The sequence below is a fragment of the Parabacteroides sp. AF18-52 genome (assembly GCF_003479145.1).
In the GTDB taxonomy this organism is placed as follows: Bacteria; Bacteroidota; Bacteroidia; order Bacteroidales; family Tannerellaceae; genus Parabacteroides; species Parabacteroides faecis.
On sequence record NZ_QUGR01000006.1, the window covers coordinates 311,581 to 337,584 of the forward strand.

Consider the following 26,004-nt stretch of genomic DNA (forward strand, 5'->3'; position numbering starts at 1 on the left):
TACTAACTGTTGGAGCAAGTTTATTTCTGGTAGCTTGTAACGATAGTTTTATGGAGAGATACCCACAGACAAGTATTAGTGAGGAGAACTTTTTCAATACTCCTCAGGACTTGGAAACATACACGAACGGGTTGTATGAAATCTTACAGTATAGTACAGATGATGTTTATTCGGATAATATCAGTACATACAGTGGTTCCAATGAATGGGATAATATGTTGAGAGGTAAGATCGATGAAAAGAATGTCGGAGGATGGGCGAATGATGGTCGGCCAGACTATGTTAACGGTAGCCATAGTGATTGGGGTACATTGCGTAAATGTAATGTATTGTTGGTTAACGGATATAGGGCACAGGGAGATGAAAGTGAAGTTAAGCATTACGTTGGTATAGGAAAATTCTTCCGCGCTTGGTTCTATTTCTCTCAAATCAAGAAATACGGATCTTCTCCTTGGTATCCTAAACCACTACAGACCTCTGATGTGGATTTGTTGGAAAAAGGCCAGGATTCAAGAGAGTTAGTGGTCGATTCGATTATGGCTGACCTACAATTTGCTGCTGAAAATATTAAAGCAATAGAGAGCCGTACACGTATTAATAAATGGGCCGCTTTAGCTTTGATGGCTCGTGTTGCGTTGTATGAAGGTACATATCGTAAATATCATACGGAACTGAATCTGCAGGGTACTGCCAATGCGTTTTTGGAAAAAGCAATATGGGCAACCAATGAAATTATGACAAAGGGTGGCTTTGAAATTACCGGAAACGGAGCAGAAGGGTATCGAAACTTGTTTATTAGCGGAGACTTGTCTGGAAATAAGGAAATGATTCTTTATGCTGATTACGATCGTACAATCGGACATGGTAACAATACATCTTCCGTATTAGACTGGCAGTGGCATTTGAGTAGAAGCTTGGCTGATAGCTATCTGAAACTGGATGGAACCCCTATCTCTTTGGATCCTTCTTATGCTAAAAGACAGTTCACTCAGATTTTTGAAGACAGAGATCCCCGTATGGCAGAAACAATTATGCCGGCAGGTTTCATCGCTTCGGGTGACGTTCAGGCTAAGAAAGTAAACCCGACTTATGGCGGGTTGGGACAGGTAAAGTTTTATCCTAGAACACAGGATCTGAATGGTGGATACGGTAAGAATTATAACGATCTTCCTATCTTCCGTTATGCGGAGGTTTTATTGATTAATGCAGAAGCAAAAGCAGAGTTGGGATCGATTACTGCGAACGATATCAATAATACGATTAATTTGTTAAGAAACAGGGTTGGAGTAACTCCGATGGATATGGGTAATCTTCCGAATGACCCGGTGATTGCTGCCCAGTATCCTAATGTAACAGGTGCCAATGCAAAAGTTATTCTTGAGATTCGGCGTGAAAGACGTGTCGAAATGGCTTGCGAAGGTCTGAGAACAGATGATATCAAAAGATGGTGTGTTGGTGAGTTGATGGAAAGACCTTCTGAAGGTATGTATATTCCTGGCTTCGGACCGCTGGATATTACAGGTGATGGCGAACCTGATATTGCTATTTTCAAAACTCCGGCAGATAATAATCTCTCAGGCGAAGATAAGGATAAGCTGACTGTTTACACATTGTTCGATGAAACAGGTAAAGAACAAGGTATCTATTTGAGTGAAGGAGATAAAGGATATATCCGTTTTGTAAAAGATAAGAATATCCCTATTACATTCATCGCTCCTAAATATTATTATTATCCGATACCATTTACACAGGTACAGTTGAATCCTAATCTGAAACAGCCTACCGGCTGGTAATAATCTTTGTTCTAGTTATTATTCAACATAATAAGTTAGATTGCACCAAGAAAAATATCTTTTATTGAGTATTGGTGCAGTCTTTATCTTAATAATCTAATATAATTAACATGAAACGTTATATAATTATAGCTGTAAGCTTTGCATTATGTTTGTTATTCAATGATAAGGTAGCTGCTCAGTCTATTGTAGAGCAGGCTGTAGAAACTTTAAAAGTAGATGCCAATCAACAAGTACAGGACCTTATTGAACGATCTGTTGCAAGATGGCAATCTGAGGGATATACAGTTGTCCCTTATACTGAATTTAAGACATCTTCTAATCCATTACCACAAGAAATAGAAGTTCGTTTTCAGGAAAATCTTGTTAAATATGCAAATAAGGAATTTGGTGGCGAACATAATTCATTTGTAATATATAAACGAGAATATTATTATAGTACTGTCTATATATTACAAGTAATTGAAGATTGTCCTAGTGGAATTATTCCAAATAAATTTACTAAGGCAGATACATATTCACTATTAGATTAGAAGGCTATTTTTTAATAAAGATATATAGCTATTTATTTGGTATAAAAGAGTGTATCAAAAAGATATTTTATTTTTTGATACACTCTTTTATTCTATCTTTGTGATAATATTTTAACAAAACATTGATAAGTATTATATACATGAAAACACAAAGTCTTGTCTGTATTATATCTGTAATACTCTTTATAAATATGTTCCTTTCTTGCTCAGAACAGAAAAAAGAGCAACAACTCACCGTCCTGTCCTGGAACGTCTGGCATGCAGGTCACTCAAAAACTTATGGACAAAAAGCCTGTGACGGCATCATCGGCATTTTGAAGAAAAGCCAGGCGGATGTCATTCTGATGGTTGAAACTTATGGGGCGGCTCCGATGATCGCGGACTCGCTCGGATACGAACATTATCTGATTTCCAGTAACCTTTGTATCTTTAGCCGTTATCCGATCGTAAAGAGATATTCTTATCCCGATGTGATCGATACGTTTAATTTCGGAGGGGTAGAAATAGATATGGACGGGACACCGGTCCGTTTGTTCGATACCTGGATACATTATTTACCTGATATGCGTTTGACCCCCACCGATAAGTCGGAAGAAGAAATACTGGCTTGGGACGATGCCGGTACACGTGACGATGAGATACGCAAAATATTGGGTGCCCTGAAACCGATGATAGCGGAGACAGATAGCATTCCGGTCATTATGGGAGGTGATTTTAACAGTCACTCTCATCTGGACTGGACGGAAGCGACCAAAGACATGTACAATCATGGGGGCGCTGTTGTCAACTGGACGGTATCTAAAGAGATGGAGGCGGCCAATTTCAAAGACAGTTTCCGTGAGATCAACCCCGATCCGGTGAAGAACATCGGAACGACCTGGCTGACAGATGCCGACTCGCTGGAAACGGTGAACCGTCAGGATCGTATCGACTTCATCTATTATCAGGGTAAAACGATACAGGCAGTAGAGTCCCAATGCTATGACAATATCCTGGGTGAAACATTCTCATTTAAAGGAGATGACTTCTTCTATGCTTCCGATCACGGATTCGTATTGACAACCTTCAATATCAAAAAATAGTTATGATGAAACACTTATTCCTATCCCTTCTTATCTGTCTGGGATTCGGTTCCTGCCAGAAAGAAACGAAGCCTGTTACATTTGCCATCGTATCGGATATACATCAGGATATCGCACATGATGCGGAAGAACGTTTGAGTACCTTTTTACATGCAGCCGAAGAGAATCAGGTCGACTTTATCATCGAACTAGGTGACTTCTGTATGCCGAAAGAAGAAAACAAGCCTTTCCTGAAGCTCTGGCAGGATTATCCCGGCGAGAAGCACATGGTATTTGGGAACCATGATATGGATAACTGTTCGAAAGAGGAGTTTATCCGGTTCACAGGGATGCAGAGTCCGTACTATTCTTTCGATAAGGGAGATTTTCATTTTATCGTACTCGATCCGAATAATATCTATGATGGAGAAAAGTATCTCCCTTACGACAAAGGGAACTATTATAAAGCGGAAAAGATTTCGTTGGTGGATCCCGAACAAATGGAATGGCTGAAACAAGACCTTCAGGCTACCGACAAACGTTGTATCATCTTCTCACATCAGAGCTTTGAATGTTCTTCAGAGAACCGTGAAGATATCCGGAAGATCTTTGAGGAGGAGAATCGGCGTGCCGGATATAAAAAGGTGGCGGTCGCTTTCAGCGGGCACGATCATACGAATTATATGAAGGAGATCAACGGGATTGCCTATATCCAGATCAACAGTGCTTCCAATCAGTGGGTAGGCGAGAAATATGCCTGTCCGGAACGTTTCAGCGACGAGATCAATCAGAAAAGACCGGCTTTGAAATATACGCTGCCTTATAAAGACGCCCTTTACGGGATCGTTACATTGACAGATAAAGGTATGGACCTGAAAGGAGTAAAGAGCGAGTTCATTGCTCCCGGACCTGAAGAACTGGGTATTACAGACCGTTCGCAACCTTTAGTACCTTGGATAGAAGATTTACAACTAACATTCTAAATATAAACACATCAATCACATGAAAAAAACATTTCTGAACATCGCCCTGTTGAGCTGTGTGGCATTCTCTGCCAGCGCTGCCTATACAGGACGGGTCTTTGTAGATAAGAACAATAACGGAGTTTTTGATAAGGGAGAGAAACCGATGGCTGGTGTAGCTGTTTCCGACGGACTGAATGTCGTGAAAACGGCTTCCGACGGTTCGTTTTCCTTGCCGGGACATCCGAGGGAACGGTTTATCTTTATCACCACTCCTTCGGGATATAAGACGGATAATAAACATTATATCCGTATCGACGGTGAACAGAAAGGGTATGAATTCGGTTTGCAGCCTTATAACGGAGGGATCAAAAAAGATGGCAGTCATAAATATGTCCATATCGCCGATACGGAGATCTTCAATACGGAGAATCACGGTGACTGGGTAAATAATGTGCGCGATTATGCAGCCAACGAACAGGTTGCCTTTATTATGCACACAGGCGATATCTGCTATGAAAAAGGTCTGAAGGCACATATCCAAATGATGAATACCGCCAATATGGATTGCCCGATGTTTTATGCCATCGGTAACCATGACCTGGTGAAAGGGAAATATGGTGAAGAACTTTTTGAAAGTATTTACGGTCCTGTTTATTACTCTTTCGATGCAGGTAGCACGCACTATATCGTGACTCCGATGGCCGGAGGCGATTATCAGCCCGGTTATACGAAGGAAGATGTCTATCGCTGGCTGAAGAACGACCTGGCACAGGTTCCGCAAGGCAAGCCGATCGTCGTTTTCAACCATGACCTGCTGACGTATGGCGACCAGTTCATTTTCGGAATCAACGATCAGGAACAGATCAACCTGAACGAACATAACCTGAAAGCCTGGGTATACGGACACTGGCATATCAACTATATGAAGAAGCAGGGAGATGTATATTCCGTTTCTACGGCAACGTTGGATAAAGGTGGTATCGACCATTCAACCAGTGCTTTCCGTGTCTTGCATGTCGATAAGAAAGGAGATTTCGTTTCCGAGCTTCGTTATACTTATCTGAATAAACAGATTCAGATAACCTCCCCGGTTGAGGGACAGGTGCCTGTATTGGCTTCGGGTGCTGTGCCTTTGGCGGTAAATGTCTATTCATCCGTAACGCCGGTAAAAGAAGTGACTTATACCTGTCTGGTAGACGGTAAGGCCTTGTTCAGTAACAAAAAACTGCAAGAAGCTACCGATTGGTGCTGGAATGCCGAAGTTCCTTTGACTGCCAAACAGGAGGGAAAGGCTGTTACTTTAAAGATAAAAGCCCGTTTCAATAATGGAGAAACAGCTGAAACAGAAAGTGCCTTTACATATCATGCTGCTCCTGTGGAGGTGAAACTGAGTGGTAACTGGGTGAACCTGCTGGAGAATCCTCAGCATGCCGTACCTGCTCAACCTGCACTGAACCAACCTTTACAGATGGCCTGGATAAAGAATGTAGGAGCGAATATTTATATGACATCGCCTTTGGTTTATAATGGAAAGATCTATATAGCTTCTGTGGATGAGAACCTGAAAGGGGAGGCCCATATATATGCCCTCGACGGTAAGACTGGAGAACTTATCTGGAAATATCCGGTACGCAACTCAGTTAAGAACACGATCGTTATAGATAATGGTCAGGTTCTGGCACAAGATGCACAGGGGTATTTATATGCCATTCATGCCGAAAGCGGTAAACTCAGCTGGGAAAAACAGTTACCGATAAACGGTCTGCCTTCCCTGATCGAAGGACTGGTTGCTTCTGACGGTGTTGTTTATGCAGGTACAGGTAAAGGGCTTTGTGCTATCGATACGAAAGACGGTCGTGAAATCTGGCGGAATAAAGCCTGGGGGCAGGGCGAAGGAACAACAACGACATTCTCTATAGCAAAGAATGTATTGGTTGGTTCTTCCCAATGGCGTGCACTTTACGGAAACGACCTGAAAACCGGAGAACTGAAATGGGAAGCCAATACGAACGGCCTGCGTAACCGTGGTGCTTCGGCAGCTGTCCATGGTGACCTGCTGTATATCATTTCGAGTGAATCGTTCTTTATTCTGGATGCCAATACGGGTCGCGTGGTTGTGCGCAAGGAGTTACCTTTCAGTGTGGATGTGACTTCTACACCTTTGCTGACGGATAAAGAGATCATCTTCGGTTCAGCTAAAGACGGTTTGATCGCTCTGGATAACGAGACACTGGAGTTGAAATGGAAGTTTGCAACCAACGACGCTTTGGTATTCACTTCTCCTTATTCCCGTAAACCTTCCGCAACGATCGAAACCAGTCCGGTTCTGGCAGGTAATACGGTTTATGTAGGTGCTTCCGACGGAACTATCTACGGAGTGAATAAAGAAGACGGTAAACTGGTATGGAAACATGCGACAGGTGCTCCGGTATTCGGTTCGGTGGCTGTTTCAGGGAATGCTTTGATCGCTGTTGATTTCGGTGGAAATGTTTATACATTTGTAAGGCGAAGTTACGAAAAGAGTGTAATTTATTGGAACTGAGCGTAGGTTAATTGCTCATGATAGTAATAGGTTACGATTTAGTTAGTTATCTACTGCATCATCCTTCTGCGCGTTGCGTAACCTTCAAAGAACTCTTCGTATGCAAAAGTAACAATAAAACGGGAGATTTTGAAATGAATCTCCCTAATTTTTTCTTCTCATACAAGTTTTTCCGTAAAAGCGGTTTTGTCCGTCGGCACACCATCGCCCAAAAGGATTTTGGTCGAACGTATGCCGACTACGCATAAGCGGAGAAAAGGGCTTTGCCTCACGCCTAAACAACAGTTTAGACTAATGATGCAAGGCCCATTTCTTTTGTGCTTATGCCAAAGAGGTGCTTTTACGGGTTTCTGACGATTTTTCTTTTTCCACTGTTCCTTTGAGCCGTAAGCGGAAAGCCGTGTCTGACCGCCCGATCCATAAATGGAACAAGCCGTCACACACGGCAGGCAAACCGGGAAGAATGATTTTATCCGTCCGACCGTACACGCTCGGCCAGACATATAAAATCATACTTCCTTGCCGGTGGTTTGCCCGGTTTCACGCCTCCGGCTATGTCCCTTTTCCTTTTGGCGTTTTCCCTTTTTTACGGATTTCTCTTTTGAAGTTTTCCTGTCCAATCTGCCTCCACTTCCGTTTACCTCCATTTTCGCGTCTTTCAGTGAGCCGCATCAGATAGTCATTTCCGTTCTGGGCGCAAAGGTAATTCCGGGATTGGACGGGAATGCAAGGTCAAGCCTCCTGTTTTCGGAAAAAATCTCCAGCCCTGCGGGTAGTATTTTTCCCGAAAAACCTTGCATTCCCTAATCCCTACCTTTTCAAGCACCCGAAACGAAAACGACCGATGCGACAGAAAGACGCATAAAAAAAATGTCGGATAAACGAGAGGCAGATAAGATAGTTTGAAACTCAACTCCCTCAGCTCTTGAATCCGCATTAAAAAACAAAAAAATCAAAAACAGCGAAGATATGACGGCAACGGCAAATTTCAGACAAATGGCGCAGTACATAGGGCTTGCGATATGCGGCTTGATGGTACGCACCGCCTTCGGGATGTTCGGCATCTTTTGGGGCATTATTAGAGAGATTGTAAACGGAGTGTTCCGAGTGGCGATAGGTGTAATCGTGGCTATCCTTTCCACTATTGCCTTCTTCGGCTTCATCCTTTGGTTATTCACCCTTTAACCCCTACTGACATGGCAAAGAGAAGCAGCAAAACGGCAGCGCAGCAGTGCAGATACTACGAGGTGGACAACATCTTCGTGTACATGGTGGAAACGTACATCAACGGCAACATATCCGTGTTCCGTGAACTCTACCGAGAACTGAACAAGGACGCACGGAGGGACTTTACAGACTTCCTTCTGAGCGAGGTAGAGCCGACCTATTGGAGAGAAATACTGAAACAGACAATCTAAAAAAGACAGCGATATGAAAGGAACAGAACATTTCAAGAGAACGATACAGATGTATCTGGAGCAGCGTGCAGCGGAAGATACGCTCTTTGCGAGGAACTACCGCAACCCTGCCAAGAACATAGACGATTGTGTCACCTACATTCTCAACTACGTGCAGCGGAGCGGTTGCAACGGCTTCACGGACGGGGAGATATTCGGGCAAGCCGTCCACTACTATGACGAGAACGAGATAGAGGTAGGCAAGCCCATTCAGTGCCAAGTGGCGGTGAACCACGTTGTGGAACTCACGGCAGAGGAAAAGGCGGAAGCACGGCAGAACGCAGTCCGCAGATACCAAGAGGAGGAACTCCGCAAGTTGCAGAACCGCAGCAAGCCGAGAACCGCCACCAAAGCGACCGCACAAGAAGTACAACAACCCAACCTATTCAATTTCTGATTATGAAACCGAGAACACCCATACAGCAGGAAGTCGCACGATTGAGCGAGCGACTGCCGAAATTGACCGCCACACAGAGGGCTTACGCTTTCCGCCATTGCTTCAAACATTACGCCATCAAGAGGGCGGACGGCACGAACATCTGCACCGAGTGCGGACATTCGTGGAGGAGTGAACACAACCTTGCGGACACCGTTTGCGGATGCACCTGCCCGCATTGCGGCATGGAGTTGGAAGCGTTGCGCACCCGAAAGAGCGTGTTCAGCGAGAACGAGTATTTCTGCATCATCACCACCTGCAAGCAGTACCAAGTGATACGCTTCTTCTTCGTCAAGTCCCAATACAAGGCAGGGCAGGCAGCCGGGTATTCCATTTATGAAGTGGTGCAAAGGTGGATTTCGCCCAAAGGCACAACCGTCACCATTGCCCGACTGCGTGGAATGTCCATACTTTACTACGACCTATGGGCGGAATACAGCGACATGGAGGTACGCAAGAACAACAAACTCCGTGCATACGATATAAACCCCGTCTGCACCTATCCCCGACAGCGTTTCATACCCGAACTGAAACGCAACGGCTTCAATGGCGAATACCACAACATACTGCCTTACGACCTTTTCACGGCTATCCTTTCCGACAGCCGAGCCGAAACGCTGTTGAAGGCAGGGCAATACCCCATGTTGCGCCACTATATCCGCAGTTCCTTTGACATAGAGAGGTATTGGGCATCCGTAAAGATATGTATCCGCAACGGCTACACCATTGCTGACGGCTCCATGTGGCGTGACACCATAGACCTCCTGCGGCATTTCGGCAAGGACACGAACAGCCCGAAGTACGTCTGTCCCTCCGACCTCAAAGCCGAACACGACAGACTTATGCACAAGCGCAACAAGGAGATAGAACGCAAGAAGTTGGAGGAACGCATCCGCCAAGCGAAGAAACACGAGAAGGCATACCGCAAACTCAAAGGCATATTCTTCGGCATCGCCTTCACGGACGGCACTTTGCAGGTGCGTGTGTTGGAGAGCGTTGCGGAGTTTGCAGCGGAAGGGACGGAACTGCACCATTGCGTGTTTTCCAACTCCTATTTCCTTGAAAAGAACTCTCTTATCCTATCCGCTACCATTGACGGCAAGCGCATAGAAACGGTGGAGGTTTCCTTGAAGACATTGGAAGTGGTGCAAAGTCGTGGCTTGCACAATTCCAATACCGAGTACCACGACCGCATTGTAAACCTTGTGAACAGCAACGTGAACCTTATCCGCCAGCGGATGGAAGCGGCATAGTATCAACCTATAATACCCAATAGTATGGAAGTAAAAATTGAAAGCATGGTTTGTCTGTGGGACGATAAAATCCCCACGATGTTCCTTGAATTTGTGAACCTCCTCACTCTTGCAACGAGTGAGGAGCAGTTAAGACGGAGTGTAAAGAACTTTGCCGAGAAGCACGGACTTGACAGGTTTTTCCTTTACGGCTTCGGTTCCCACCATTTCTACCTGCACCAACGCTACACGAGCGACCCCGAAATGGTGATGAAGAACAGAGTTTTGTCAGTACATTTTTAACCACCCTAAAATCAACGATTATGGCAACACGGATGACCATCAACGGAGTAAGCACCTGCACGGAAGCAGGTACGGAGAAATACGAGCGTTTCCAATTAGGTATCGGCAGACGCAAGCGGACACTTGTGCAGTACGACTACCGCCACCCCACAGACGGAGAGTTGTTCTCTTGTGTCAAACCCACATTGGACGAGTGCCGAGAAGCACGGGATGAGTGGCTCACGGCAAAGGAAGGAAAGGAGGACAGACGATGAACGCAGCCTATCAAACGCTGATAGTGAAGTTCAGTGAGCCTATCAAAGTATTGGACGGCATCTTTGACGATGCCGAAGCGTGGGGAGTTGATACCCTAAAAGGGTGGATAGACGACTACGAGAGCAGCAGGTTTACCGCCATCAACAGCCATACGGCAGTCATCACAAGCGAGTACAATATGGAGTGCCTGATGGAATGGTTGAAACGAAACACACCCATTGCCGAGATAACAGAATGTTAAACAAGTTGGCGGTGTCCGCACCGCCAACCTACAACCAAGAAAAGCATGATAGCGAAGACTATTTTACAGCAGATAGGCGGCAGACGCTTTGCCGCCATGACGGGAAGCAAGGACTTTATAGATATGGGTAACGGACTGCGCATGAGCCTTGCGAGGAACAAGACGAGTGCCAACCGCCTTGACATCATCTACGATGCCGGCTTAGACCTCTACAATATGCGTTTCTACCGCAGGACGTTCAGCAAAAAGACATTCGAGTGCAAGACGAAGGACATCGAAACACACGATGGCATATATTGCGATATGCTGGAAGAAATGTTCACGATGGTAACAGGACTCTACACCCATTTTTGAGTGGCGGCGGACAAAGCCGCCCTACTTTCTTTCGGTGAGCATGACGGCGGACAAAGAAAGTAGCAAAGAAACCGCTGTCCCAATCTACGATAGTATTCACAAAAACAAGTTTCAATCATGGAAGAAATCAGACAGAACGGAAAAATCATCCTGCACAGCGATGACGGAACAAGCATAAGGATGATTTTCAAAAACCTCACGGGCAGGATTTTTCAAGGTCAGGAATATGTGGAGTATATCCGGCATATCGCAATCGGGGAGATGGGATTTTCGCCCGGCATCATAGAGCATTGCAGGGACGGTGAAGTAATCGGCAAAGGAAAAATCCCGAATGTATGAAAAGCGGAAACTCCGATGAAGTTGCGGCTTCATCGGAGTTTCATTTGTCAGGCATTTGCCATGTTACGGAATGTACAGCAGCGCAAACTCCGCCTTTCTCCGTTTGAGCAGCATGGCGTGCCGTTTCCCCTTGTAGTTGCAGAAAGCGATATATTCCCGGTAAATGTTCCTGTCGCCCGCCTCCAATTTTCGGATCAGCGTGCTTTTGGGTATCTTCCCGCTCCCCAAAAGCCGGTATGGACCAACCTTATGTAAACTTTTACATAATGTGGGTTATGTAAGCAATTTTATTATGTAAATAAAGAAAATATAAATCATTGATTAACAAATAGTATATTCATTTTTCACAGGATTACTTTTTACATAATATTCCTAACTTATTAGGTAAAATCATAGCATTATTTCCTAATAAGAGATATATTGAAGCTCCATCAAATCAAATAGATGGAGCTTCAATTAATATCAAACAATAAATAATGTTTTTATGGAAGAAAGTAATTTTTATGATTTAAGGAAACAAGTTGTCCAGCAACTGCGTGAAAGACATTATGCACCTTTAACTATTTGTGCATTTAAGAGTAGTTATAATAAACTGGAATGTTATATGCTGGAAAATAGAATTGAAATCTATTCTGCTCGTGTAGGGGAAGATTTTTTGAAAACTCGCCATAAAGGTGTTGCATACGCCCAACTGTCTGATTTTGAGAAGAACATGGTTAGACATATAAGAATAATGAATGAAGTTCTGCATACAGGAATTATCATTGGAAAACCAACACCGCGAAGTCCCATGTTTGAATTCAAAGGAGATTTAGGCATACAATTCAATGAATTTATTTGTCATGAAAGGAGAATTAAAAGTCCTCTAACAGTAAGTAAATATCACTTGTATTTGAGAGATTTGTTTAATTTTCTAAAAGAGAACAACAAGCTCGTTAAAGACTTTGACATTCCCAGTTGCTTATTATTCTTACGTGATTTGAAGCGACAGAAACGTCCTTGGCCTCATGTTGTATCTTCTGTAAGGGCTTTTATTAGATACTCATGTGAACGTAACTTATTAGGAGATTGTAATTTTTTTCGTTGGGATAAAATATTATGTCTCCATCGTCCAAGAAACCCTCAATTGCCATCGTATTATAGTAAGGAGGAAATAGAGAAATTATTGGTCACAATAGACAGGTCTTCTCCGAAAGGCAAACGTGACTATGCAATGATTTTACTTGCAGCACGTTATGGGCTCCGCGCTTCAGATATAGTAGGAGTTACATACGCCAACTTTGAATGGGAACTCAATCGTTTGTCCCTTGTCCAGACAAAAACAGGAAAACCTGTTTCATTTCCATTATCAGAAGAAATTGGAAGTGCCATTATTGATTATATCAAATTTGGACGACCAGAAATTGACAGTCCATATGTCTTTTTGGAACACATGGCTCCATACCAAAGAATTTCCCCCCAGGCATTACCAGGAATTGTTTCTGAATGGATGCTTTCTGCCCAAATAGATATCTCAACACGTAAACACGGTCCTCATTCTTTACGTCATAGTCTTGCTATTAACTTGTTTGAGAATGGTGAAACTCCAAGCGTTATAGCTGAAATACTTGGACATTCTAATTTATCAACCACTTTAAATTATGTGAAAGTTGATTTAAAGCATCTAAGACAATGTGCACTTGAAGTTCCTCAAATTCCTGAATTTTTTTATTTAGATATATATGAGAAAGAGAACTGGTAAATTATGCAGCGTATTCTCCGGGTTAATTACCCAATATGTAGAATATAAACAAAACATAGGTTGTAAAACAACCGTAATGGAATTTATGTTAAAGCGATTTGACAAGTTTGCTAATGACAGAAACGAGAAAGCCCTTGGTATTTCCAAAGACTTGGCAGATGCCTGGTGCTGTAAATTTTCTGGAGAGTCCGAAGAAAACCGCTATTATAGGATCGTCATTCTTCGAGGATTCTCTTCTTTCCTACAAATAATTGGATATGATTCATATATTCCAATATTACCAAAACATCAATCAAATTTTACCCCCTATATTTATACATCTGATGAAATAGAGAAGATTTTCAAGGAATGTGATAGGATTAACTCCTATTATCACTTAGTCAATTCAGCCCGATTTTCCATGCCATGCCTAATCCGTTTACTATATGGAACAGGAATCCGTGTAGGTGAAGCTCTAAAATTGAAACACAGTGATATCGATTTCAAAAATGAATGCTTATTGCTTAGAGAATGTAAAAATGGGAAAGACAGGTATGTGCCTCTTTCTCCTTCCTTGGTACTAATGTGCCATGATTATGTAGCCCAAAAACAGAAATTTGGGTTTAGCATTAATCCGGAAAGCTATTTCTTTGTAAAATGTAATGATACTTCCATCTCACCAAGGACTGTTTCAAATCATTTCAATCATATATTAGAACGTGCTGGTATTATGCGAAACGAAAATAGAAAAGGTCCTCGTCTACACGATCTCCGACATACATTCTGTATAAATTCATTTGTGCAATTATGCAAATCAGGGAAGGATATACATAATGTGATGCTAATACTAATGACATATATGGGACATCAATCCATTAAAGCCACAAATAAGTATGTCAGAATAGTAGAGGCTATGTTTCCTGATATTGTAGAACAGGTGGATATGGCTCATAATCATATTTTCCCTAATATGAATGAAATGATTGATTAATTATGCGTTAAGACTTGAAATTATGACAGATTTTGGAAAATATCTCACAGATTATTTAAACCGTTATCTTACAATGGAATGTGGTTGTTCCTATCAAACGGTAAAACAATATAGTGTAACATTTATGCTTTTTATACAATACATGTATAAAATTGAACTAATAGCTCCAGAAAAACTATGCCTTAAAGAATTTACAAAAGAAAGAGTTTTGGGATTTTTACATTGGCTGGAAGATACAAGAAAATGTTCAATATCAACAAGGAACAACCGTTTATGCGCCTTACGGTCGTTTTTTAAATTTCTTCAATATCGTGAGGTTAAGGGTATGGCTTATTGGCAAGCTATATTGAGTATCAAACAGAAAAAGACACCTTTTAAGGAAATGTCTTATCTGACTACGGAAGGAGTAAGGGTATTGCTTGAACAACCTGATTTATCAACTCGCAAAGGGCGTAGAGACTTTGTTCTTATGGGGCTATTGTACGACAGCGGTGCCAGGGTTCAAGAAATCATAAACCTCACCCCGGAAAATATAAGATTAGGAGAAACTACGACTGTAAAATTACATGGGAAAGGTAATAAAATCAGAGTAGTTCCTCTCTCTACCAACCAAGTGAAAAATTTAAGGTTGTATATGGAAGAAAACAATCTTTTTGCAGCACAATATAGATGTCATCCATTATTCCCTAATCCCAAAGGAGAAAGGTTAACAAGAATGGCTGTATTAGATATTGTGAAAAGGCATGCAGAAAATGCAAGGAAACAATATTCAGAATTGATACCCAATAATATATCTTGTCATACTTTTCGACATTCAAAAGCTATGCATATGCTGGAAGCAGGTATAAATCTCGTTTATATTCGTGACTTTCTTGGACATACTTCTACAACAACAACGGAAATATATGCCAGGGCAAGTGAAAAAATAAAAGAACAGGCATTGAAGAAACTGACTTCTGGTATTATTCAAGAAAGCAAAACTACATGGCAAAAAGACGGAGATTTAATGGAATTCCTAAAAGCTTTACAAGTAAAATATAAATAGAGGAATAGAATAGAGTGAAGAGTATTAGTTTAAAATTCTCTTCACTCTATTAAATATAATGTAAACAATCCAATAACTACAAAGTTAATAATCAGATAATTAACAGATGCTTTTTACATAATAAAATTGCTTACATAACCGACATTGTAGGCGAGCGTGGCAAGGAGCAGACTGTCACGCCCGAACTTACGGAACATGGCGCAGAACTTACGCAAGTCTTTCCGCAGGAGTGCGTCCGCCTGCCGCTTCGTCATGGTGCGTGCCGAATACCTTTCCCCCGGCTGCACCTGATGACCCCAGCCCACGTATGGGTGGTGTTTCTCCGAGTGCCAGCCTTCAAAATACTTCGTACAGCGAACCGCCCGCTCAAAAGGCGGCAGGCGGTAGATTGCCGCCTGCCTGTCCGTCCCCTTCCGACGGCTGTCCCGTGCGGACACGGAGCAGACCGCCAGCAGCGAACAGAGGATAGCCATGAATACACGCATCATCTTGGCAGAGGTTTGTAATTGCCTATGGGGATGACGGTCTGAATGTCGTCCTTCACGTTCCGGTTGTTGAAGTCAAATTCCAATTCGTAGGAATTTTTGAAATTGTCCTCCACCACCACGATGAAGTTGTGCGCCTCGTCGCCCTCAGCCGTATAGTACAGCCGGAACTTCTCGTTTTCGAGCAGGTAGCGGTCATTGGGCAGAAAAGTAATGCCGCCCGCCATTTTCAGCGTGCCTTCCCCTTCGAACTGGAAATACCGGATGGTGTAGAGCGTGTTGGCGTAATCGCCCGTCCTTTTCAGTTCACAGCGGATTTCCACCGTCTGCCCCTTTGTGACCTTGTTCGGTACGGGCATCGTTTCCACCGTGAACGGATAGGATTGCTGGATGTCCATGTCATCGTCACACGATGCGAGCGTGAGCGACACGGCGGCGAACAGGCAGAGTGCCAACGCCTTGAAGATGGATATTCTCTTGTTCTTGTTGTTCAGTATGTTCATTGTCCTTTGATTTTTAAGTTATTGTTCATTTCTTTTTTGCTGTCAGTTGCAGATACTCGTTCAAGTCCTTGCAACCGTCATAGAGTGCGGAACAGTTACAGACACGTCCGCCGTAGTGTCCTTTGAGGGCTTCCAGCGTCCTCCGCCCGGCTTCGTCACGGTCGAGGAAGCAGTCGATGCGCCCGTACCCGTCTAAGTGTTTTACCGCCTTACCCACGTTGGCGACGGAGTTCAGCACAAGGCTGTCGCCTGTTTCCAATCCAAGCGTGGCAGCGGAAAGGAAGTCCATAAATCCTTCAAATAAACTGCACACGCCAGTCGGAGAACTTTCCATTTTGACCAGCGACACATCCTTCGGCGGCACGCAACCCTTGAAATAACGGCTCCGGATTTCATAGCCGCCAACCACGTTCTGGAAACCGATTGCGAAATACCGTTTTCCACGCACGCCGTAGTTCAAGCGGCAGCAGTGACGGGATGCAACGGCATAAGGGATGCCCCGTTCCGCCAGATACTCTGTTAATGGTGAGCGGAGCAGTGGGACGGCTTCCACCCCCTCAAAGGCAGGTTCGGACGGTTCCGGCAGGTACAACGGCTTTTCCGATGCGACAAACGGCATACGGGCGGTTTCCGCTATGAATCTTGCCTGCGCCATGAAGTCACCGCTTCGGGCAAACTCCCCGGCAAGCGTGAAGATGTCACCGCCCTTGCCCAAACCGAAGTCGTACCAGAGCCGTTTCGCCACGTTCACACGGAAAGAGGGCGTGCGCTCACTGCGGTACGGCGCACGATACCAAAGTTCGTTTCCGCTCCTTCGGACAGGCTCATGCCCCAACCGCGCGAGAAAGTCCGCGAGGGATATTTGCCTCATGGTGTCTATATCCGTCCGTTCCATGCCGCGTGTCAGTTGATGACGAACTTGATGCCCACCCCGAATTGGGTATGGAACTTCTTCGTGTCGCCACCCCACAGGCAACGCTCCCGGAGGTTGGCGAGCAGGGCGATACGGTCAGCCACGTAAAACTCTACATCGAGCGTCAGCGCACCGCCGTAGATGAAGGCGTCCCGGTCGTGCAGTGTCGAACCGTCATGCAGCACTTTTTCGCCCCAATTCACCGATTCATACCCGGCGAGAGCCGAAGCCCCCGCATAGACGAACACGATTTTACGGGCATCGGAAAGTATCTTGAAATAGTAGCCGCCTTCCGCCGTGAACTGCGCCACAGGTATGGCGGTGTCCTTGTACGGGTTGTTTTTCAGGAGATACTCACCTCCGAACACCCATTTGTTCCCCTTCTTCGTGTAGGTGGAGAGAGCCGCCCCGAAACTGTACCCGCCGTCGTTGCCGCCGGGTTTGAAGCCGTCCGCCAGATTCGCCCTGACCTCGATGCCCTGCATCTTCGGCAGGCATCGCTGGGCGTGCGCCTGCCCCGTGAACAGGGCAAGCGACGCGATGATTATTGCGATGTACTTTCTCATGGTCAGCGCACTTGAAGTTCGTTGATGGTATTGGCGCGCACCAAGTCCTCGTTCTCGATCACGAAGGACTGGTGACGGCCGCCGTTCTTCTCGTTCAGCTCCACCACGAGGCACTTGCCGTCGGGTATGGTGAACTTCGCCATCGTGAAGACCGTGCGTTCGCTTTTTTTGCCCGGCACGAGCGTGGCGTAGTTCTGCGCGCGGAGCGGCAGGATGATACGCTCCTGCACGGCGGTACGCTTCGCCACCTTCTTGTCCACGATTTTCCATGTGATGTAGTCCACATCGAAAGGCACGTTGCTCTGGTTCTTGATTTCCGTGTGGAAATACAGAAGCCCGTTGTGCGTGTAGATGCCTTTCAGAAGGTACTGGATGCCGAAACGCTTGCAGCCGATATGCTTCACCTCACGTTTGTTCTGCTTGTGGATGGACTTCATGATAAGGCGCACCAGCATCGGACTTTCGCTGCCTAATTCTTTCAGGTAGATTTCCTGCGCGTTGTTCGGACGGTTCACCGCCTCGCCGTCATGGATGAAGTCGCACATCTCCACGTTGAGCAGCAGCGGTTCGGCGGCGTATTTCACGTTGAAGGTGTAGAAACTCCCGTCCTCCGTGATGACGGACATGTTGGTTTCGTTCGGGAAATTCCTCACGGTAGCCTTCACACGGATGACGTTCTCCGCTCCGTCGGCTTTGCCCGCAATCAGGTCGGGCGAGCCTAAATCGACATAGCGCACCTCCGCCGGGAAGATGACATGCACGGTCTTGTCGTAGGTCACTTCCAAGCCGTGCGGGGGAACCATGCGGTCAAAGCCCAGCTTTCTCGTCAGACCGTGATACAGGTCGCCGTCCGCCTCCTTCTGCGGATAGACCTCTTTTGTCAAGGTCAGTTCTTCACTTCCGTTGGTCGTTTCAACGGTTACGTTTTCCTGCGCGTTGGCAGTTGCGATGCCCATAGCGAGGGCAAACATCATGATTACTTTTCTCATTTTACTTTGAATTTAGTGGGTTGTTGTTATTGATTGGATTTCTTATGATTATACATCAGTTCTTCTCCTGATAGAGCATGACCCTGTACCCGGCTTTCAGATGCACTTTGACGGTGCGCATCTTCTTGGCAATGTACTGGCTCGTGCCTTGTATCAGCCCCTTGCCCAAGTCGGAGGCGAGCTGCGCCCCGGCATTGGTGGAGATGTTGATGCTACTGCCGAGCGAACCGCCCATGTTGGCGGCAACCTCCCTGACGGCGTTCATCTCCATCGAGTTGGGGATGAATATGCCGGGCTGCCCGTCCGTGTCATAGACCTCCAACTCCACCGGGATAACCGTACCGTCGTGTTCCAGCGAGGTGATTTCGATGCCGAGCCGTTCACCCTGAATCTTGGCTGCGCCGACCACCACCGCATTACGGGGGATGATCCGGTCTGCTACCGCCATCGGCTCCAACAGCCGCAACCTGACCGCCTGCCCGTCCGTCACGCTCTGCGCCCCATAGACGCATGCCGGTATGGTGTTCCTGTCCGGTACGGTTGTAACGCCCACCGCCGTGTTGAAACTGCGGTTGCGTTCCTGCGAGAAGGAAGCGACAAATTCGGCATTGCTCATGGGCTGTCCGAGCGAGGACACCACCTGATGCGTCACTTGCCTGACGGGTTTTGCCGTGTTCTTTCCGGTTTTCTGCACGGGGGACGGCTCTGCGGTCTGTCCCGCTGCCGCCTGCGTGCCGTTCTGACCGCCCATGTACTTCGCCGCCAGTTCGTAGGATTTTTCCATGAGTGCCACCTGCTCGTCCATCGTGGAGCTTCTCTCTTTTCCGCTTTCCAGTTCGGATTCGAGGGTGGCGATGCGTTCCAGCAGCTCGTCCATCTCCGCATTGTCGTTCTTCGGCTGCTCGTAGAAGTTGCCGAGCGTGGCATTGAGGTCACGGTAGGCGGCTGCCGAGGACTGGATGGTCTTCGGTGCTGGCTTCACCGCCTCTTCCGTTCCGCCGGGATTGGCAAGGTCGAAGTCGCTGTCCCCATCCGCTTCCACCGTTTCGCGGTCGAACAGGTCGCCCAACTGCTGCATGGCGCGGCTGCGGTTCTCCTGCCGTTCCTCCATTGCCCCCTGCTCGTAGGCTTTCGCCTTGTCACCGATAATCCGGCGGTTCTCCTTGTCCGCATCGGGCATCTCGATGTTGTAGCCGCTTGTTCCCGGCTCCTGCTCCTTGCCGGAGGACGGGGCGAATATCAGCCACATAGCCCCGATGAATACCAGCACCATAGCGGGAAGCACTATCATTTTCTGGCGTTTCAGCCGTTGGGCTTCGGTCAGCGGCTTGCGCTCCTTTTTCGGCTTGTCGTTGCCGGGAGCCGCCTTGTTTTCGTTCTTGGGTTCATTCTTCGTCTGTTCCATATAAATAAGGTATTACATTGTGATTGTTATCCGGCTTCACGGACAGTTCCACCTGTCCGGCATGGTCTATCTCCATCCGGCTGCCGTCATTCCTGCCGATGTCATAGACGGCTTTACCGAAGGTGTAGAGGGCAAGTGCGGCGAATGCGATGAGCATCGCCAGCACGATGCGCCTGCGTGTCTTCGGCGGCAAGCCGTCCAGATACCCTTTGAGCCGTTCCACCAGCATTTTCTTTTTGTCGTGGAGTTTCCAGTACGCACTCCACAGTGATTTCTTGATTTTCTTCATGTCCGTTTACCTTTTGATGGTTTGTAAATCTTTGTTCTCGATGATGGTGAATCCCTCGATGGTGAACCCGTTGGGGTTGTCGTCCGAACGGGACGAGTTCAAGAGGCGGCACGTGGTCACGAGGCTGCGCTCTGTGACGTTGCTCTGCCGGATGATTTTCTGCGTGGCGTAGGTCACGGTGCGGTAGGGATAGCCGTTGAAGTCGCACACCACGCTGTCCACCTTCAGCACTTGGTTGATGTTACCGGCGATGATGCGGTTGTAGTACCCCTTCTCGGCGAAGTCCGAATAGTAGTTGTACACGCTCTTGTCTGCCAGCAGCAACGCACGCTTCACGTTGTGTTCTATCGCGCTCTTTTCGGGCGAGAGCGTGAAGAACAGCTCGTGGAAGCGGCGCACATGCTCCCTCGCTTCCGCCGGACGGTTCTGCGAGAGGTCCTGCGAGAGTGCCAGCATCAGCGACTTGCCGTTGTCCAGCACATAGATCTTTTCCCGCTGCCGCTCCGCGAAGCGGTAGGAACTCCACACGCTCCATACCGTTATCACTGCGCACAGCGAGAGGAAGACGATACCGAACAGGCGTATCTGCCTGAACGATGATTCGATGTTTTTGAGTGACTTGAATTCCATTTTACTTTTTCCGTTTATAATTCCACATTGATTATTTCAGCAGTTTCCCGGCACGTCCGACCATGTTGCCTGCGGTAGCACCCGCCACGCTTCCCGCCATGCCTCCGGCGCGTCCCGCCATCTGGTTCACGTTGCGCCCGTAGCCGCCCATGCCCCCGGCTTGGATGATCCAGCCCGCCACCGTCGGAATGGTGAAGTAGCCGATGATGCCGATTATCATGAACACGATATACACCCCGTCGCTGGAATCCAGCGAGAAGTTGGGGTCGGTCTGCATGCGCTCGATGTCGCTCTGGAGCATCAACACCTGAATCTTGGCGAGTATGGTGCTGAATATGTCCGACACGGGCAGCCACAGATAGACCTGAATGTAGCGGCATATCCACTGCGTGAGCGTGCTTTGGAAGCCGTCCCACACCGATATGGCGAAGGCTATCGGACCGAGTATCGCCAGCACCACGAGGAAGAAGGTGCGGATGGTGTCTATCACGAGGGCGGCGGCTTGGAACATCAGTTCCAGTATCTCGCGGAAGAAGTCGCGGATGCCCTTCTTCATCTTGTACATCCCCCGGTCGATATACATCCCCGCCATCGTCACCATGTCGGAGGGCGACCAGCCCAATTCCTCCAGTTGCTTGTCAAACTCCTCGTTGGACACGAGGTAGGCGGTTTCGGGGTTGCGCACCATCGCCTCGTATTCCAGCCTGTCCTTCTGCTCCCGGTACTTGTTCATGTCCAAAGTCTGCGTTTCGAGCAGTTTCGCCGTACCCTGCACGACGGGCGAGAGGACGCTGTTTATCGTGCCAAGCACCACCGTAGGGAAGAACATGATGCACAGACCGACGGCAAAGGGACGGAGCATCGGGAAGACGTCTATCGGTTCGGCTCTCGCCAACGACTGCCATACCCGGTAGGCGACATAGAAGAGCGCGCCCAGCCCGGCGATGCCTTTCGCCACGCCCGCCATGTCGGCGCACAGCGGCATCATCTGCTCGTAGAGCGAGCGGAGAATCTGGTGAAGGTTGTCGAACTCCATAGGCTACCAGTATCTTTCGTTCATGCTCCCGTACAGCCCCATGATGCGGTCAAGGTCGTTTTTCTTCTTCGCACGCAGGTAGCTCACGCTGATATTCTTGTTGGTGTAGTAGCTCACGAGGTTGCGGTAACGCTTCATCTTGGAGTGGCAGCGTTCCACCACGTCCATGCGCTCCTTGTCCGTCATGGAGAGCGTGGTGATGTTCACCACGTTCTTCAACTCCGTAAGCACGTCATTGGATTCCTCCAGCAGCTTCGTGTACCCGAAGGCGATGGCTCCGAGTTCCTCCACCGTGAAGTTGTCGTCGCGCAGCATCTTCTGGAAGCTGGTCACGTAGATGTCCGTGATGTCGCCTACCATCAGTATGGTCTGCTGCACCTTGCGGGCGTCCTTGACCAGATTGTTCACGGATTTGAGGGCGTCGTAATACTTCTTGCCCTGCTCGTAGATTTTCACCGTTTCCTGAAAGTTATTCACCATGTTCGTGGCGGTCTTCGAGGTGTGGATGATGTTCTTCGAGGCATTGATGATGCCCTGCGCCAGATTGCCCGGATCGCTCACGACCCATTGGGCGGAAGCCCTGCCCGCGAGAAGCAGGCACAGGCAGATGACGAATGTTATTCTTGTTCTCATGTTTCTTTGGATTTTAGCGGTTCTTATTTTCCTGCCGGAGTTTCCGGCTGCGGCTTCACACGCACGTAGTCCCCGTTCGGTGAGAAGGTCAGCACGTCGGTGGCTTCGTTATACGCCACGTCGATGCGGAAGCCGGTGTTCATGAACAGGTTGCCGTTCTCCTCCTGCAAGAGGTAGGTTTCCGGTTTCAGCCTGCGGCGGATGCCGCTCCGTTTGAATACCGTCACCTTGTAGGCTTCGCCCTCCTTGTAGATAAGCACGTCGGGCTTGCCCTCCACGCTTTCCCAATTCCCGCACAGCAGGTCGCGGCGGTTCTCCGCCACGTCGCAGGATTGCAGCACCATGACCGCCAATCCGATCAGACACTTGCTGACTTGCAGCATCTTCATTCTTGATATGCTCATACGCTTTTCTTTTTTCGTTGATAAATCTGTTTTACCGATTATTGATTACTTACTGCTTGTTTCTCCGTCTTTCGGCAAGCTGTCGGATGGCGGCTTCGATGTCGCCGCCCAATTGCTCCGCCAGACGGTACACCTCCACCTTTTCCGTTTCCTCGGTGGTGTACGCCAGATACTCTTCCGCGCTCACCTCGGTGGCATAGACCGCCGACTGCGTGCCGCCCAAGCCTATCCACACCTCCTTGTAGAGCCGTGAGGGGTTGTTCGCCATGTTGATGGAGAGTATCTGCGACTTCTCCTTCTCCGTCAGTCCGAGCAACGCCTGAATCTGGTCGAACTTGTTCATGTACTTGCGCTGGTCAAGCAGGATTTTACAGTCCGAGTTGTTGATGATGCTCTCCTTGACGACGGGCGAGGAAATGATGTCGTCCACCTCCTGCGTCACCACGATTGCCTCACCGAAGTATTTGCGCACCGTCTTGTACATATAGCGCAGGTAATCAGCCATGTTCGCCGACGAGAGAGCCTTCCAAGCCTCTTCCACGATAAGCTGCTTTCTCACACCTTTCAGACGCCGCATCTTGTTGATGAAGGCTTCCATGATGATGATGGTCACTACCGGGAACAGTTCGCGGTTGTCCTTGATGGAATCGATCTCGAAGACGATGAACCGTTTGCCCAGCAGGTCGATGTTCTCCGCCGAGTTGAGCAGGAAGTCGTAGCGTCCGCCCCGGTAATACTGCCGCATGGTGGTGAGCATGTTGTCGATGTTGAAGTCCTCCTTCTCCACCTTGATGTCGCGTTCCGCCAGTTCCCTGCGGTAGTCGTCGCGCATGTACTCGTAGAAGGTGTTGAACGAGGGGACGATGCTCCGGTCAGCCCTGATGCGCTCGATGTAGGCACTCACGGCACTGCCCAATTCCCCGCTTTCGGTTTTCGTCACCTTGTCGTCCTCCGACTTCCAGAGCGTCAGCAGCAGCGTCTTTATGCTGTCCTTTTTCTCCACGTCGAACACGTAGTCGTCGGTATAGAACGGGTTGAAGCTGATGGGCTTCTCCTCCGTGTAGGTAAAATACACGCCGTCCGTGCCGCCCGTCTTGCGCCGTATCATCTCGCATAGCCCTTGATAGGAGTTTCCCGTGTCCACCAATACCACATGCGCGCCCTGCTCGTAGTATTGCCGCACGAGGTGGTTCATGAAGAACGACTTGCCACTGCCCGAAGGACCTAATACGAACTTGTTACGGTTCGTGGTGATGCCCCGCTTCATCGGCAGGTCACTGATGTCGAGGTGCAGCGGTTTTCCCGTGAGCCTGTCCACCATCTTGATGCCGAAGGGCGAGAGCGAGCTGCGGTAGTTGGTTTCCTCCGTGAAGAGGCACACCGCCTGTTCGATGAAGGTGTGGAAACTCTCTTCCGCCGGAAAGTCCGCCGCGTTGCCGGGCATAGCCGCCCAATAAAGTGTCGGGCAGTCGATGGTGTTGTGGCGCGGCACGCACTCCATGCTTGCCAGCTGGCTGCCCACGTCGTTCTTTATGTGCTTCAGCTCTTCCGCGTCGTCGCTCCACGCCATGACGTTGAAGTGCGCCCGCACCGAGGTCAGCCCGTAGGAGTGCGCCTCGTTCAGGTAGCGGTCTATCCACTCGCGGTTGATGCTGTTGCTCCGGCTGTATCGGGATAACGACTGCATATTCCTTGCGGACTTCTCGAATTTTTGAAGGTTCTCCTCGCTGTTGTCGATAATCACGTACTGGTTGTAAATGTGGTTGCAGGAGAGCAGCAGCCCCACCGGGGAGGCGAAGGAGAGGCGGCAGTCCGAGCGGTCGGTGGAGAGTTTCTCATACCGTGTGTCGGTAGCCACCGTGCCGGGAAGGTCTTCCGCGTCGGACAGGGTGTGCAGGCACAGGCGATTGTCGCCGATGCGCATCTCCCGTGCCGAGAGGTCTATGTCCTGTAACGTGGCGTCGCCTTCGGGCATGAGCGAGAAGTAACGCTCTATCAGTCCGGCTTTGCCGTCTGTCCCCACGATCTCGTCGGTGGAGAGGCGGCGCAGCCTGACAAAGCCGCTGTCGTTGATGATGCGCTCGAACTGTTCCGCAGCCTCCATGAACTTCGCGGCTGTTTCCTTGTCCAGTTCCTTCGGGATGATATGCCCCCGGCACAGCGTGCTGAAATTGCTCTGCATCCGGTTACGCTCCTTCGTCGTCTTGGTCAGGTAGAGGTAGCACGTGTGCTTCAGGTACGGTCGCTCGTTGAAGTGCCGCTCGAAAGAGCGGCTCAAAAAACTCATGTCGTCCTTGTGAAGTTCCGGCGTGTACTTCTCCTTGATGAACCAGTCCTGCTTGTGGACGACGGAGAAGTCCGGCAGCACCTTGATCGCCTTGCACCAGCAGCCGTGTATAGCCTCGTACTCCGCACCCGTCACGGTATAAAGCTCCGGCAGTTCCACCTCGAAAGCCACCGTGATGTCGGCGTCTTTGGAGATGATGCAACCTTGCTCCACCGCCAATAGCGGGAACTTGTTTTCCAGTGTTGTCATTTTGGATGTATTCCTCATGTCGTTTCTTCCTTTCGTTTCCGTTTGAATAATCGGGTGATCCGCCGCCGGTTGATAAGGTATCGGGGATGGCTCCTTGTTGCCCCTAATTTCATCAGTCCGTGTTCGCCGTACCGGGCGTTCAGCGCGAAGGTCTGCCATACGAGGATGGAAGACGATGCCACGCCGAAGCCGATACATACCCACTGGTCGATGCCGACCATGTAGAGGATGACGAACAGGACGAAGAGAGCCAGCAGACCTCCGCAGAAGATGAAGAGGTACTGAGCCTTCAAACCCTTGAACTCTACCGGACGGCCGATACCCTTGTTTATCGGGTATTCAGCCATA

At 48.0% G+C, this 26,004-nt stretch carries 30 protein-coding genes and 2 pseudogenes; 17 read left to right on the top strand and 15 right to left on the bottom strand.

Going from position 1 to position 26,004, the window contains the following annotated elements; all coding sequences use genetic code 11:
- The first annotated feature begins 50 nt into the window (after positions 1 to 50).
- The 5 genes from DWX23_RS12655 to DWX23_RS12675 all read left to right on the top strand — a co-directional run bounded on the left by DWX23_RS12655 (position 51) and on the right by DWX23_RS12675 (position 6,894).
- Positions 51 to 1,793 (top strand): RagB/SusD family nutrient uptake outer membrane protein, encoded by a 1,743-nt coding sequence (locus DWX23_RS12655; protein WP_229800929.1) that lies wholly within the window; start codon positions 51 to 53, stop codon positions 1,791 to 1,793.
- A gap of 110 nt (positions 1,794 to 1,903) precedes the next feature.
- A complete protein-coding gene (locus tag DWX23_RS12660) occupies positions 1,904 to 2,326 on the top strand; it encodes a hypothetical protein (RefSeq protein ID WP_122374759.1) in 423 nt (140 codons plus the stop codon).
- Positions 2,327 to 2,466: 140 nt separating this feature from the next.
- Positions 2,467 to 3,408, top strand: a complete 942-nt coding sequence (locus tag DWX23_RS12665; RefSeq protein WP_122374760.1) for an endonuclease/exonuclease/phosphatase family protein — start codon at positions 2,467 to 2,469, stop codon at positions 3,406 to 3,408.
- 5 nt (positions 3,409 to 3,413) lie between these two features.
- Positions 3,414 to 4,370, top strand: coding sequence for a metallophosphoesterase (locus DWX23_RS12670; protein WP_233587598.1), 957 nt, complete (start codon positions 3,414 to 3,416; stop codon positions 4,368 to 4,370).
- Between the two features lie 19 nt (positions 4,371 to 4,389).
- A complete protein-coding gene (locus DWX23_RS12675; RefSeq protein ID WP_122374762.1) occupies positions 4,390 to 6,894 on the top strand; it encodes a PQQ-binding-like beta-propeller repeat protein in 2,505 nt (834 codons plus the stop codon).
- A 321-nt stretch (positions 6,895 to 7,215) separates the two neighbouring features.
- Here the strand turns inward: DWX23_RS12675 and DWX23_RS12680 are convergent, their stop codons facing one another.
- On the bottom strand, positions 7,216 to 7,407 hold the full coding sequence (locus tag DWX23_RS12680; RefSeq protein ID WP_014224645.1) for a hypothetical protein: 192 nt from the start codon (positions 7,405 to 7,407) through the stop codon (positions 7,216 to 7,218).
- Between the two features lie 456 nt (positions 7,408 to 7,863).
- Between DWX23_RS12680 and DWX23_RS12690 the strand changes: the two genes are divergently transcribed.
- From DWX23_RS12690 to DWX23_RS12730, 9 genes are all read left to right on the top strand, one after another.
- Positions 7,864 to 8,079, top strand: a complete 216-nt coding sequence (locus DWX23_RS12690) for a hypothetical protein (RefSeq protein ID WP_007366490.1) — start codon at positions 7,864 to 7,866, stop codon at positions 8,077 to 8,079.
- 11 nt (positions 8,080 to 8,090) lie between these two features.
- A complete protein-coding gene (locus DWX23_RS12695) occupies positions 8,091 to 8,312 on the top strand; it encodes a hypothetical protein (RefSeq protein ID WP_007366491.1) in 222 nt (73 codons plus the stop codon).
- A 13-nt stretch (positions 8,313 to 8,325) separates the two neighbouring features.
- Positions 8,326 to 8,748 carry a PcfK-like family protein gene (locus DWX23_RS12700; protein ID WP_007366492.1) on the top strand — a complete coding sequence of 141 codons (423 nt, stop codon included), beginning with the start codon at positions 8,326 to 8,328 and terminating at the stop codon, positions 8,746 to 8,748.
- A gap of 2 nt (positions 8,749 to 8,750) precedes the next feature.
- Complete coding sequence (locus tag DWX23_RS12705; RefSeq protein ID WP_014224642.1) at positions 8,751 to 10,040, top strand: PcfJ domain-containing protein; 1,290 nt, start codon at positions 8,751 to 8,753, stop codon at positions 10,038 to 10,040.
- A gap of 24 nt (positions 10,041 to 10,064) precedes the next feature.
- Positions 10,065 to 10,322, top strand: a complete 258-nt coding sequence (locus DWX23_RS12710) for a hypothetical protein (RefSeq protein WP_007366494.1) — start codon at positions 10,065 to 10,067, stop codon at positions 10,320 to 10,322.
- Between the two features lie 20 nt (positions 10,323 to 10,342).
- The gene (locus tag DWX23_RS12715) at positions 10,343 to 10,576 is read left to right on the top strand and encodes a DUF3873 domain-containing protein (protein WP_007366495.1); all 234 of its coding nucleotides are present in this window, start codon (positions 10,343 to 10,345) and stop codon (positions 10,574 to 10,576) included.
- On the top strand, positions 10,573 to 10,818 hold the full coding sequence (locus DWX23_RS12720; RefSeq protein ID WP_007366496.1) for a hypothetical protein: 246 nt from the start codon (positions 10,573 to 10,575) through the stop codon (positions 10,816 to 10,818). Before DWX23_RS12715 ends, DWX23_RS12720 begins: the two co-directional genes overlap by 4 nt.
- Positions 10,819 to 10,863: 45 nt before the next feature.
- Entirely contained in the window at positions 10,864 to 11,172 is a 309-nt protein-coding gene (locus DWX23_RS12725; protein WP_007366497.1) for a hypothetical protein, read from the top strand.
- Positions 11,173 to 11,289: 117 nt separating this feature from the next.
- Positions 11,290 to 11,511 carry a hypothetical protein gene (locus tag DWX23_RS12730; RefSeq protein WP_007366498.1) on the top strand — a complete coding sequence of 74 codons (222 nt, stop codon included), beginning with the start codon at positions 11,290 to 11,292 and terminating at the stop codon, positions 11,509 to 11,511.
- Between the two features lie 63 nt (positions 11,512 to 11,574).
- On the opposite strand, the pseudogene DWX23_RS12735 reads toward DWX23_RS12730, so the two are convergent.
- Positions 11,575 to 11,763 (bottom strand): annotated as a pseudogene (locus DWX23_RS12735) (lysozyme); the annotation flags it as partial.
- 232 nt (positions 11,764 to 11,995) lie between these two features.
- On the opposite strand from DWX23_RS12735, the gene DWX23_RS12740 reads away from it, so the two are divergent.
- The 3 genes from DWX23_RS12740 to DWX23_RS12750 are packed head-to-tail and all read left to right on the top strand — an operon-like array spanning position 11,996 to position 15,267.
- Positions 11,996 to 13,252 carry a site-specific integrase gene (locus DWX23_RS12740; protein ID WP_120096712.1) on the top strand — a complete coding sequence of 419 codons (1,257 nt, stop codon included), beginning with the start codon at positions 11,996 to 11,998 and terminating at the stop codon, positions 13,250 to 13,252.
- Positions 13,233 to 14,222: a tyrosine-type recombinase/integrase gene (locus DWX23_RS12745; RefSeq protein ID WP_120096710.1), complete on the top strand. Its 990-nt coding sequence runs from the start codon at positions 13,233 to 13,235 to the stop codon at positions 14,220 to 14,222. Before DWX23_RS12740 ends, DWX23_RS12745 begins: the two co-directional genes overlap by 20 nt.
- A gap of 22 nt (positions 14,223 to 14,244) precedes the next feature.
- A complete protein-coding gene (locus tag DWX23_RS12750; RefSeq protein ID WP_120096715.1) occupies positions 14,245 to 15,267 on the top strand; it encodes a tyrosine-type recombinase/integrase in 1,023 nt (340 codons plus the stop codon).
- Positions 15,268 to 15,404: 137 nt separating this feature from the next.
- Here the strand turns inward: DWX23_RS12750 and DWX23_RS12755 are convergent.
- The 13 genes and pseudogenes from DWX23_RS12755 to DWX23_RS12815 all read right to left on the bottom strand — a co-directional run.
- Positions 15,405 to 15,755 (bottom strand): annotated as a pseudogene (locus DWX23_RS12755) (lysozyme); the annotation flags it as partial.
- Positions 15,752 to 16,255 (bottom strand): DUF3872 domain-containing protein, encoded by a 504-nt coding sequence (locus DWX23_RS12760; protein ID WP_007366500.1) that lies wholly within the window; start codon positions 16,253 to 16,255, stop codon positions 15,752 to 15,754. The gene DWX23_RS12760 and the pseudogene DWX23_RS12755, both read right to left, overlap by 4 nt.
- Positions 16,256 to 16,280: 25 nt before the next feature.
- Positions 16,281 to 17,150 carry a toprim domain-containing protein gene (locus DWX23_RS12765; RefSeq protein WP_007366501.1) on the bottom strand — a complete coding sequence of 290 codons (870 nt, stop codon included), beginning with the start codon at positions 17,148 to 17,150 and terminating at the stop codon, positions 16,281 to 16,283.
- Between the two features lie 8 nt (positions 17,151 to 17,158).
- The gene (locus tag DWX23_RS12770) at positions 17,159 to 17,734 is read right to left on the bottom strand and encodes a conjugal transfer protein TraO (RefSeq protein ID WP_007366502.1); all 576 of its coding nucleotides are present in this window, start codon (positions 17,732 to 17,734) and stop codon (positions 17,159 to 17,161) included.
- Positions 17,735 to 17,736: 2 nt separating this feature from the next.
- Positions 17,737 to 18,723 (bottom strand): conjugative transposon protein TraN, encoded by a 987-nt coding sequence (gene traN / locus DWX23_RS12775; protein WP_007366503.1) that lies wholly within the window; start codon positions 18,721 to 18,723, stop codon positions 17,737 to 17,739.
- Between the two features lie 55 nt (positions 18,724 to 18,778).
- Positions 18,779 to 20,128 (bottom strand): conjugative transposon protein TraM, encoded by a 1,350-nt coding sequence (gene traM / locus DWX23_RS12780; RefSeq protein ID WP_007366504.1) that lies wholly within the window; start codon positions 20,126 to 20,128, stop codon positions 18,779 to 18,781.
- The gene (locus DWX23_RS12785; RefSeq protein ID WP_007366505.1) at positions 20,109 to 20,417 is read right to left on the bottom strand and encodes a TraL conjugative transposon family protein; all 309 of its coding nucleotides are present in this window, start codon (positions 20,415 to 20,417) and stop codon (positions 20,109 to 20,111) included. The genes traM and DWX23_RS12785 overlap by 20 nt, the downstream gene beginning before the upstream one ends.
- 6 nt (positions 20,418 to 20,423) lie before the next feature.
- Positions 20,424 to 21,047, bottom strand: a complete 624-nt coding sequence (gene traK, locus DWX23_RS12790; protein ID WP_007366506.1) for a conjugative transposon protein TraK — start codon at positions 21,045 to 21,047, stop codon at positions 20,424 to 20,426.
- Between the two features lie 31 nt (positions 21,048 to 21,078).
- A complete protein-coding gene (gene traJ, locus DWX23_RS12795) occupies positions 21,079 to 22,083 on the bottom strand; it encodes a conjugative transposon protein TraJ (protein WP_007366507.1) in 1,005 nt (334 codons plus the stop codon).
- A gap of 3 nt (positions 22,084 to 22,086) precedes the next feature.
- Positions 22,087 to 22,716 carry a DUF4141 domain-containing protein gene (locus DWX23_RS12800; protein ID WP_007366508.1) on the bottom strand — a complete coding sequence of 210 codons (630 nt, stop codon included), beginning with the start codon at positions 22,714 to 22,716 and terminating at the stop codon, positions 22,087 to 22,089.
- A gap of 23 nt (positions 22,717 to 22,739) precedes the next feature.
- Positions 22,740 to 23,120, bottom strand: a complete 381-nt coding sequence (locus tag DWX23_RS12805; protein WP_007366509.1) for a DUF3876 domain-containing protein — start codon at positions 23,118 to 23,120, stop codon at positions 22,740 to 22,742.
- Between the two features lie 49 nt (positions 23,121 to 23,169).
- Positions 23,170 to 25,674: a TraG family conjugative transposon ATPase gene (locus tag DWX23_RS12810; protein WP_005850488.1), complete on the bottom strand. Its 2,505-nt coding sequence runs from the start codon at positions 25,672 to 25,674 to the stop codon at positions 23,170 to 23,172.
- On the bottom strand, positions 25,671 to 26,003 hold the full coding sequence (locus DWX23_RS12815; RefSeq protein WP_007366512.1) for a DUF4133 domain-containing protein: 333 nt from the start codon (positions 26,001 to 26,003) through the stop codon (positions 25,671 to 25,673). Before DWX23_RS12815 ends, DWX23_RS12810 begins: the two co-directional genes overlap by 4 nt.
- Position 26,004 lies beyond the last annotated feature (1 nt).

Coding starts and splice junctions, on each gene's coding strand:
- DWX23_RS12815 (WP_007366512.1), bottom strand. CDS start 26,003: ATGGCTGAATACCCGATAAACAAGGGTATCGGCCGTCCGGTAGAGTTC.
- DWX23_RS12770 (WP_007366502.1), bottom strand. CDS start 17,734: ATGAGAAAGTACATCGCAATAATCATCGCGTCGCTTGCCCTGTTCACG.
- DWX23_RS12745 (WP_120096710.1), top strand. CDS start 13,233: ATGAGAAAGAGAACTGGTAAATTATGCAGCGTATTCTCCGGGTTAATT.
- DWX23_RS12760 (WP_007366500.1), bottom strand. CDS start 16,255: ATGAACATACTGAACAACAAGAACAAGAGAATATCCATCTTCAAGGCG.
- traK (WP_007366506.1), bottom strand. CDS start 21,047: ATGGAATTCAAGTCACTCAAAAACATCGAATCATCGTTCAGGCAGATA.
- DWX23_RS12800 (WP_007366508.1), bottom strand. CDS start 22,716: ATGAGAACAAGAATAACATTCGTCATCTGCCTGTGCCTGCTTCTCGCG.
- DWX23_RS12680 (WP_014224645.1), bottom strand. CDS start 7,407: ATGATTTTATATGTCTGGCCGAGCGTGTACGGTCGGACGGATAAAATC.
- DWX23_RS12785 (WP_007366505.1), bottom strand. CDS start 20,417: ATGAAGAAAATCAAGAAATCACTGTGGAGTGCGTACTGGAAACTCCAC.
- DWX23_RS12695 (WP_007366491.1), top strand. CDS start 8,091: ATGGCAAAGAGAAGCAGCAAAACGGCAGCGCAGCAGTGCAGATACTAC.
- DWX23_RS12700 (WP_007366492.1), top strand. CDS start 8,326: ATGAAAGGAACAGAACATTTCAAGAGAACGATACAGATGTATCTGGAG.
- DWX23_RS12715 (WP_007366495.1), top strand. CDS start 10,343: ATGGCAACACGGATGACCATCAACGGAGTAAGCACCTGCACGGAAGCA.
- DWX23_RS12720 (WP_007366496.1), top strand. CDS start 10,573: ATGAACGCAGCCTATCAAACGCTGATAGTGAAGTTCAGTGAGCCTATC.
- DWX23_RS12670 (WP_233587598.1), top strand. CDS start 3,414: ATGAAACACTTATTCCTATCCCTTCTTATCTGTCTGGGATTCGGTTCC.
- DWX23_RS12725 (WP_007366497.1), top strand. CDS start 10,864: ATGATAGCGAAGACTATTTTACAGCAGATAGGCGGCAGACGCTTTGCC.
- DWX23_RS12710 (WP_007366494.1), top strand. CDS start 10,065: ATGGAAGTAAAAATTGAAAGCATGGTTTGTCTGTGGGACGATAAAATC.
- DWX23_RS12690 (WP_007366490.1), top strand. CDS start 7,864: ATGACGGCAACGGCAAATTTCAGACAAATGGCGCAGTACATAGGGCTT.
- traN (WP_007366503.1), bottom strand. CDS start 18,723: ATGAGAAAAGTAATCATGATGTTTGCCCTCGCTATGGGCATCGCAACT.
- DWX23_RS12740 (WP_120096712.1), top strand. CDS start 11,996: ATGGAAGAAAGTAATTTTTATGATTTAAGGAAACAAGTTGTCCAGCAA.
- DWX23_RS12765 (WP_007366501.1), bottom strand. CDS start 17,150: ATGGAACGGACGGATATAGACACCATGAGGCAAATATCCCTCGCGGAC.
- DWX23_RS12810 (WP_005850488.1), bottom strand. CDS start 25,674: ATGAGGAATACATCCAAAATGACAACACTGGAAAACAAGTTCCCGCTA.
- traJ (WP_007366507.1), bottom strand. CDS start 22,083: ATGGAGTTCGACAACCTTCACCAGATTCTCCGCTCGCTCTACGAGCAG.
- DWX23_RS12750 (WP_120096715.1), top strand. CDS start 14,245: ATGACAGATTTTGGAAAATATCTCACAGATTATTTAAACCGTTATCTT.
- traM (WP_007366504.1), bottom strand. CDS start 20,128: ATGGAACAGACGAAGAATGAACCCAAGAACGAAAACAAGGCGGCTCCC.
- DWX23_RS12665 (WP_122374760.1), top strand. CDS start 2,467: ATGAAAACACAAAGTCTTGTCTGTATTATATCTGTAATACTCTTTATA.
- DWX23_RS12705 (WP_014224642.1), top strand. CDS start 8,751: ATGAAACCGAGAACACCCATACAGCAGGAAGTCGCACGATTGAGCGAG.
- DWX23_RS12730 (WP_007366498.1), top strand. CDS start 11,290: ATGGAAGAAATCAGACAGAACGGAAAAATCATCCTGCACAGCGATGAC.
- DWX23_RS12675 (WP_122374762.1), top strand. CDS start 4,390: ATGAAAAAAACATTTCTGAACATCGCCCTGTTGAGCTGTGTGGCATTC.
- DWX23_RS12655 (WP_229800929.1), top strand. CDS start 51: ATGGAGAGATACCCACAGACAAGTATTAGTGAGGAGAACTTTTTCAAT.
- DWX23_RS12660 (WP_122374759.1), top strand. CDS start 1,904: ATGAAACGTTATATAATTATAGCTGTAAGCTTTGCATTATGTTTGTTA.
- DWX23_RS12805 (WP_007366509.1), bottom strand. CDS start 23,120: ATGAGCATATCAAGAATGAAGATGCTGCAAGTCAGCAAGTGTCTGATC.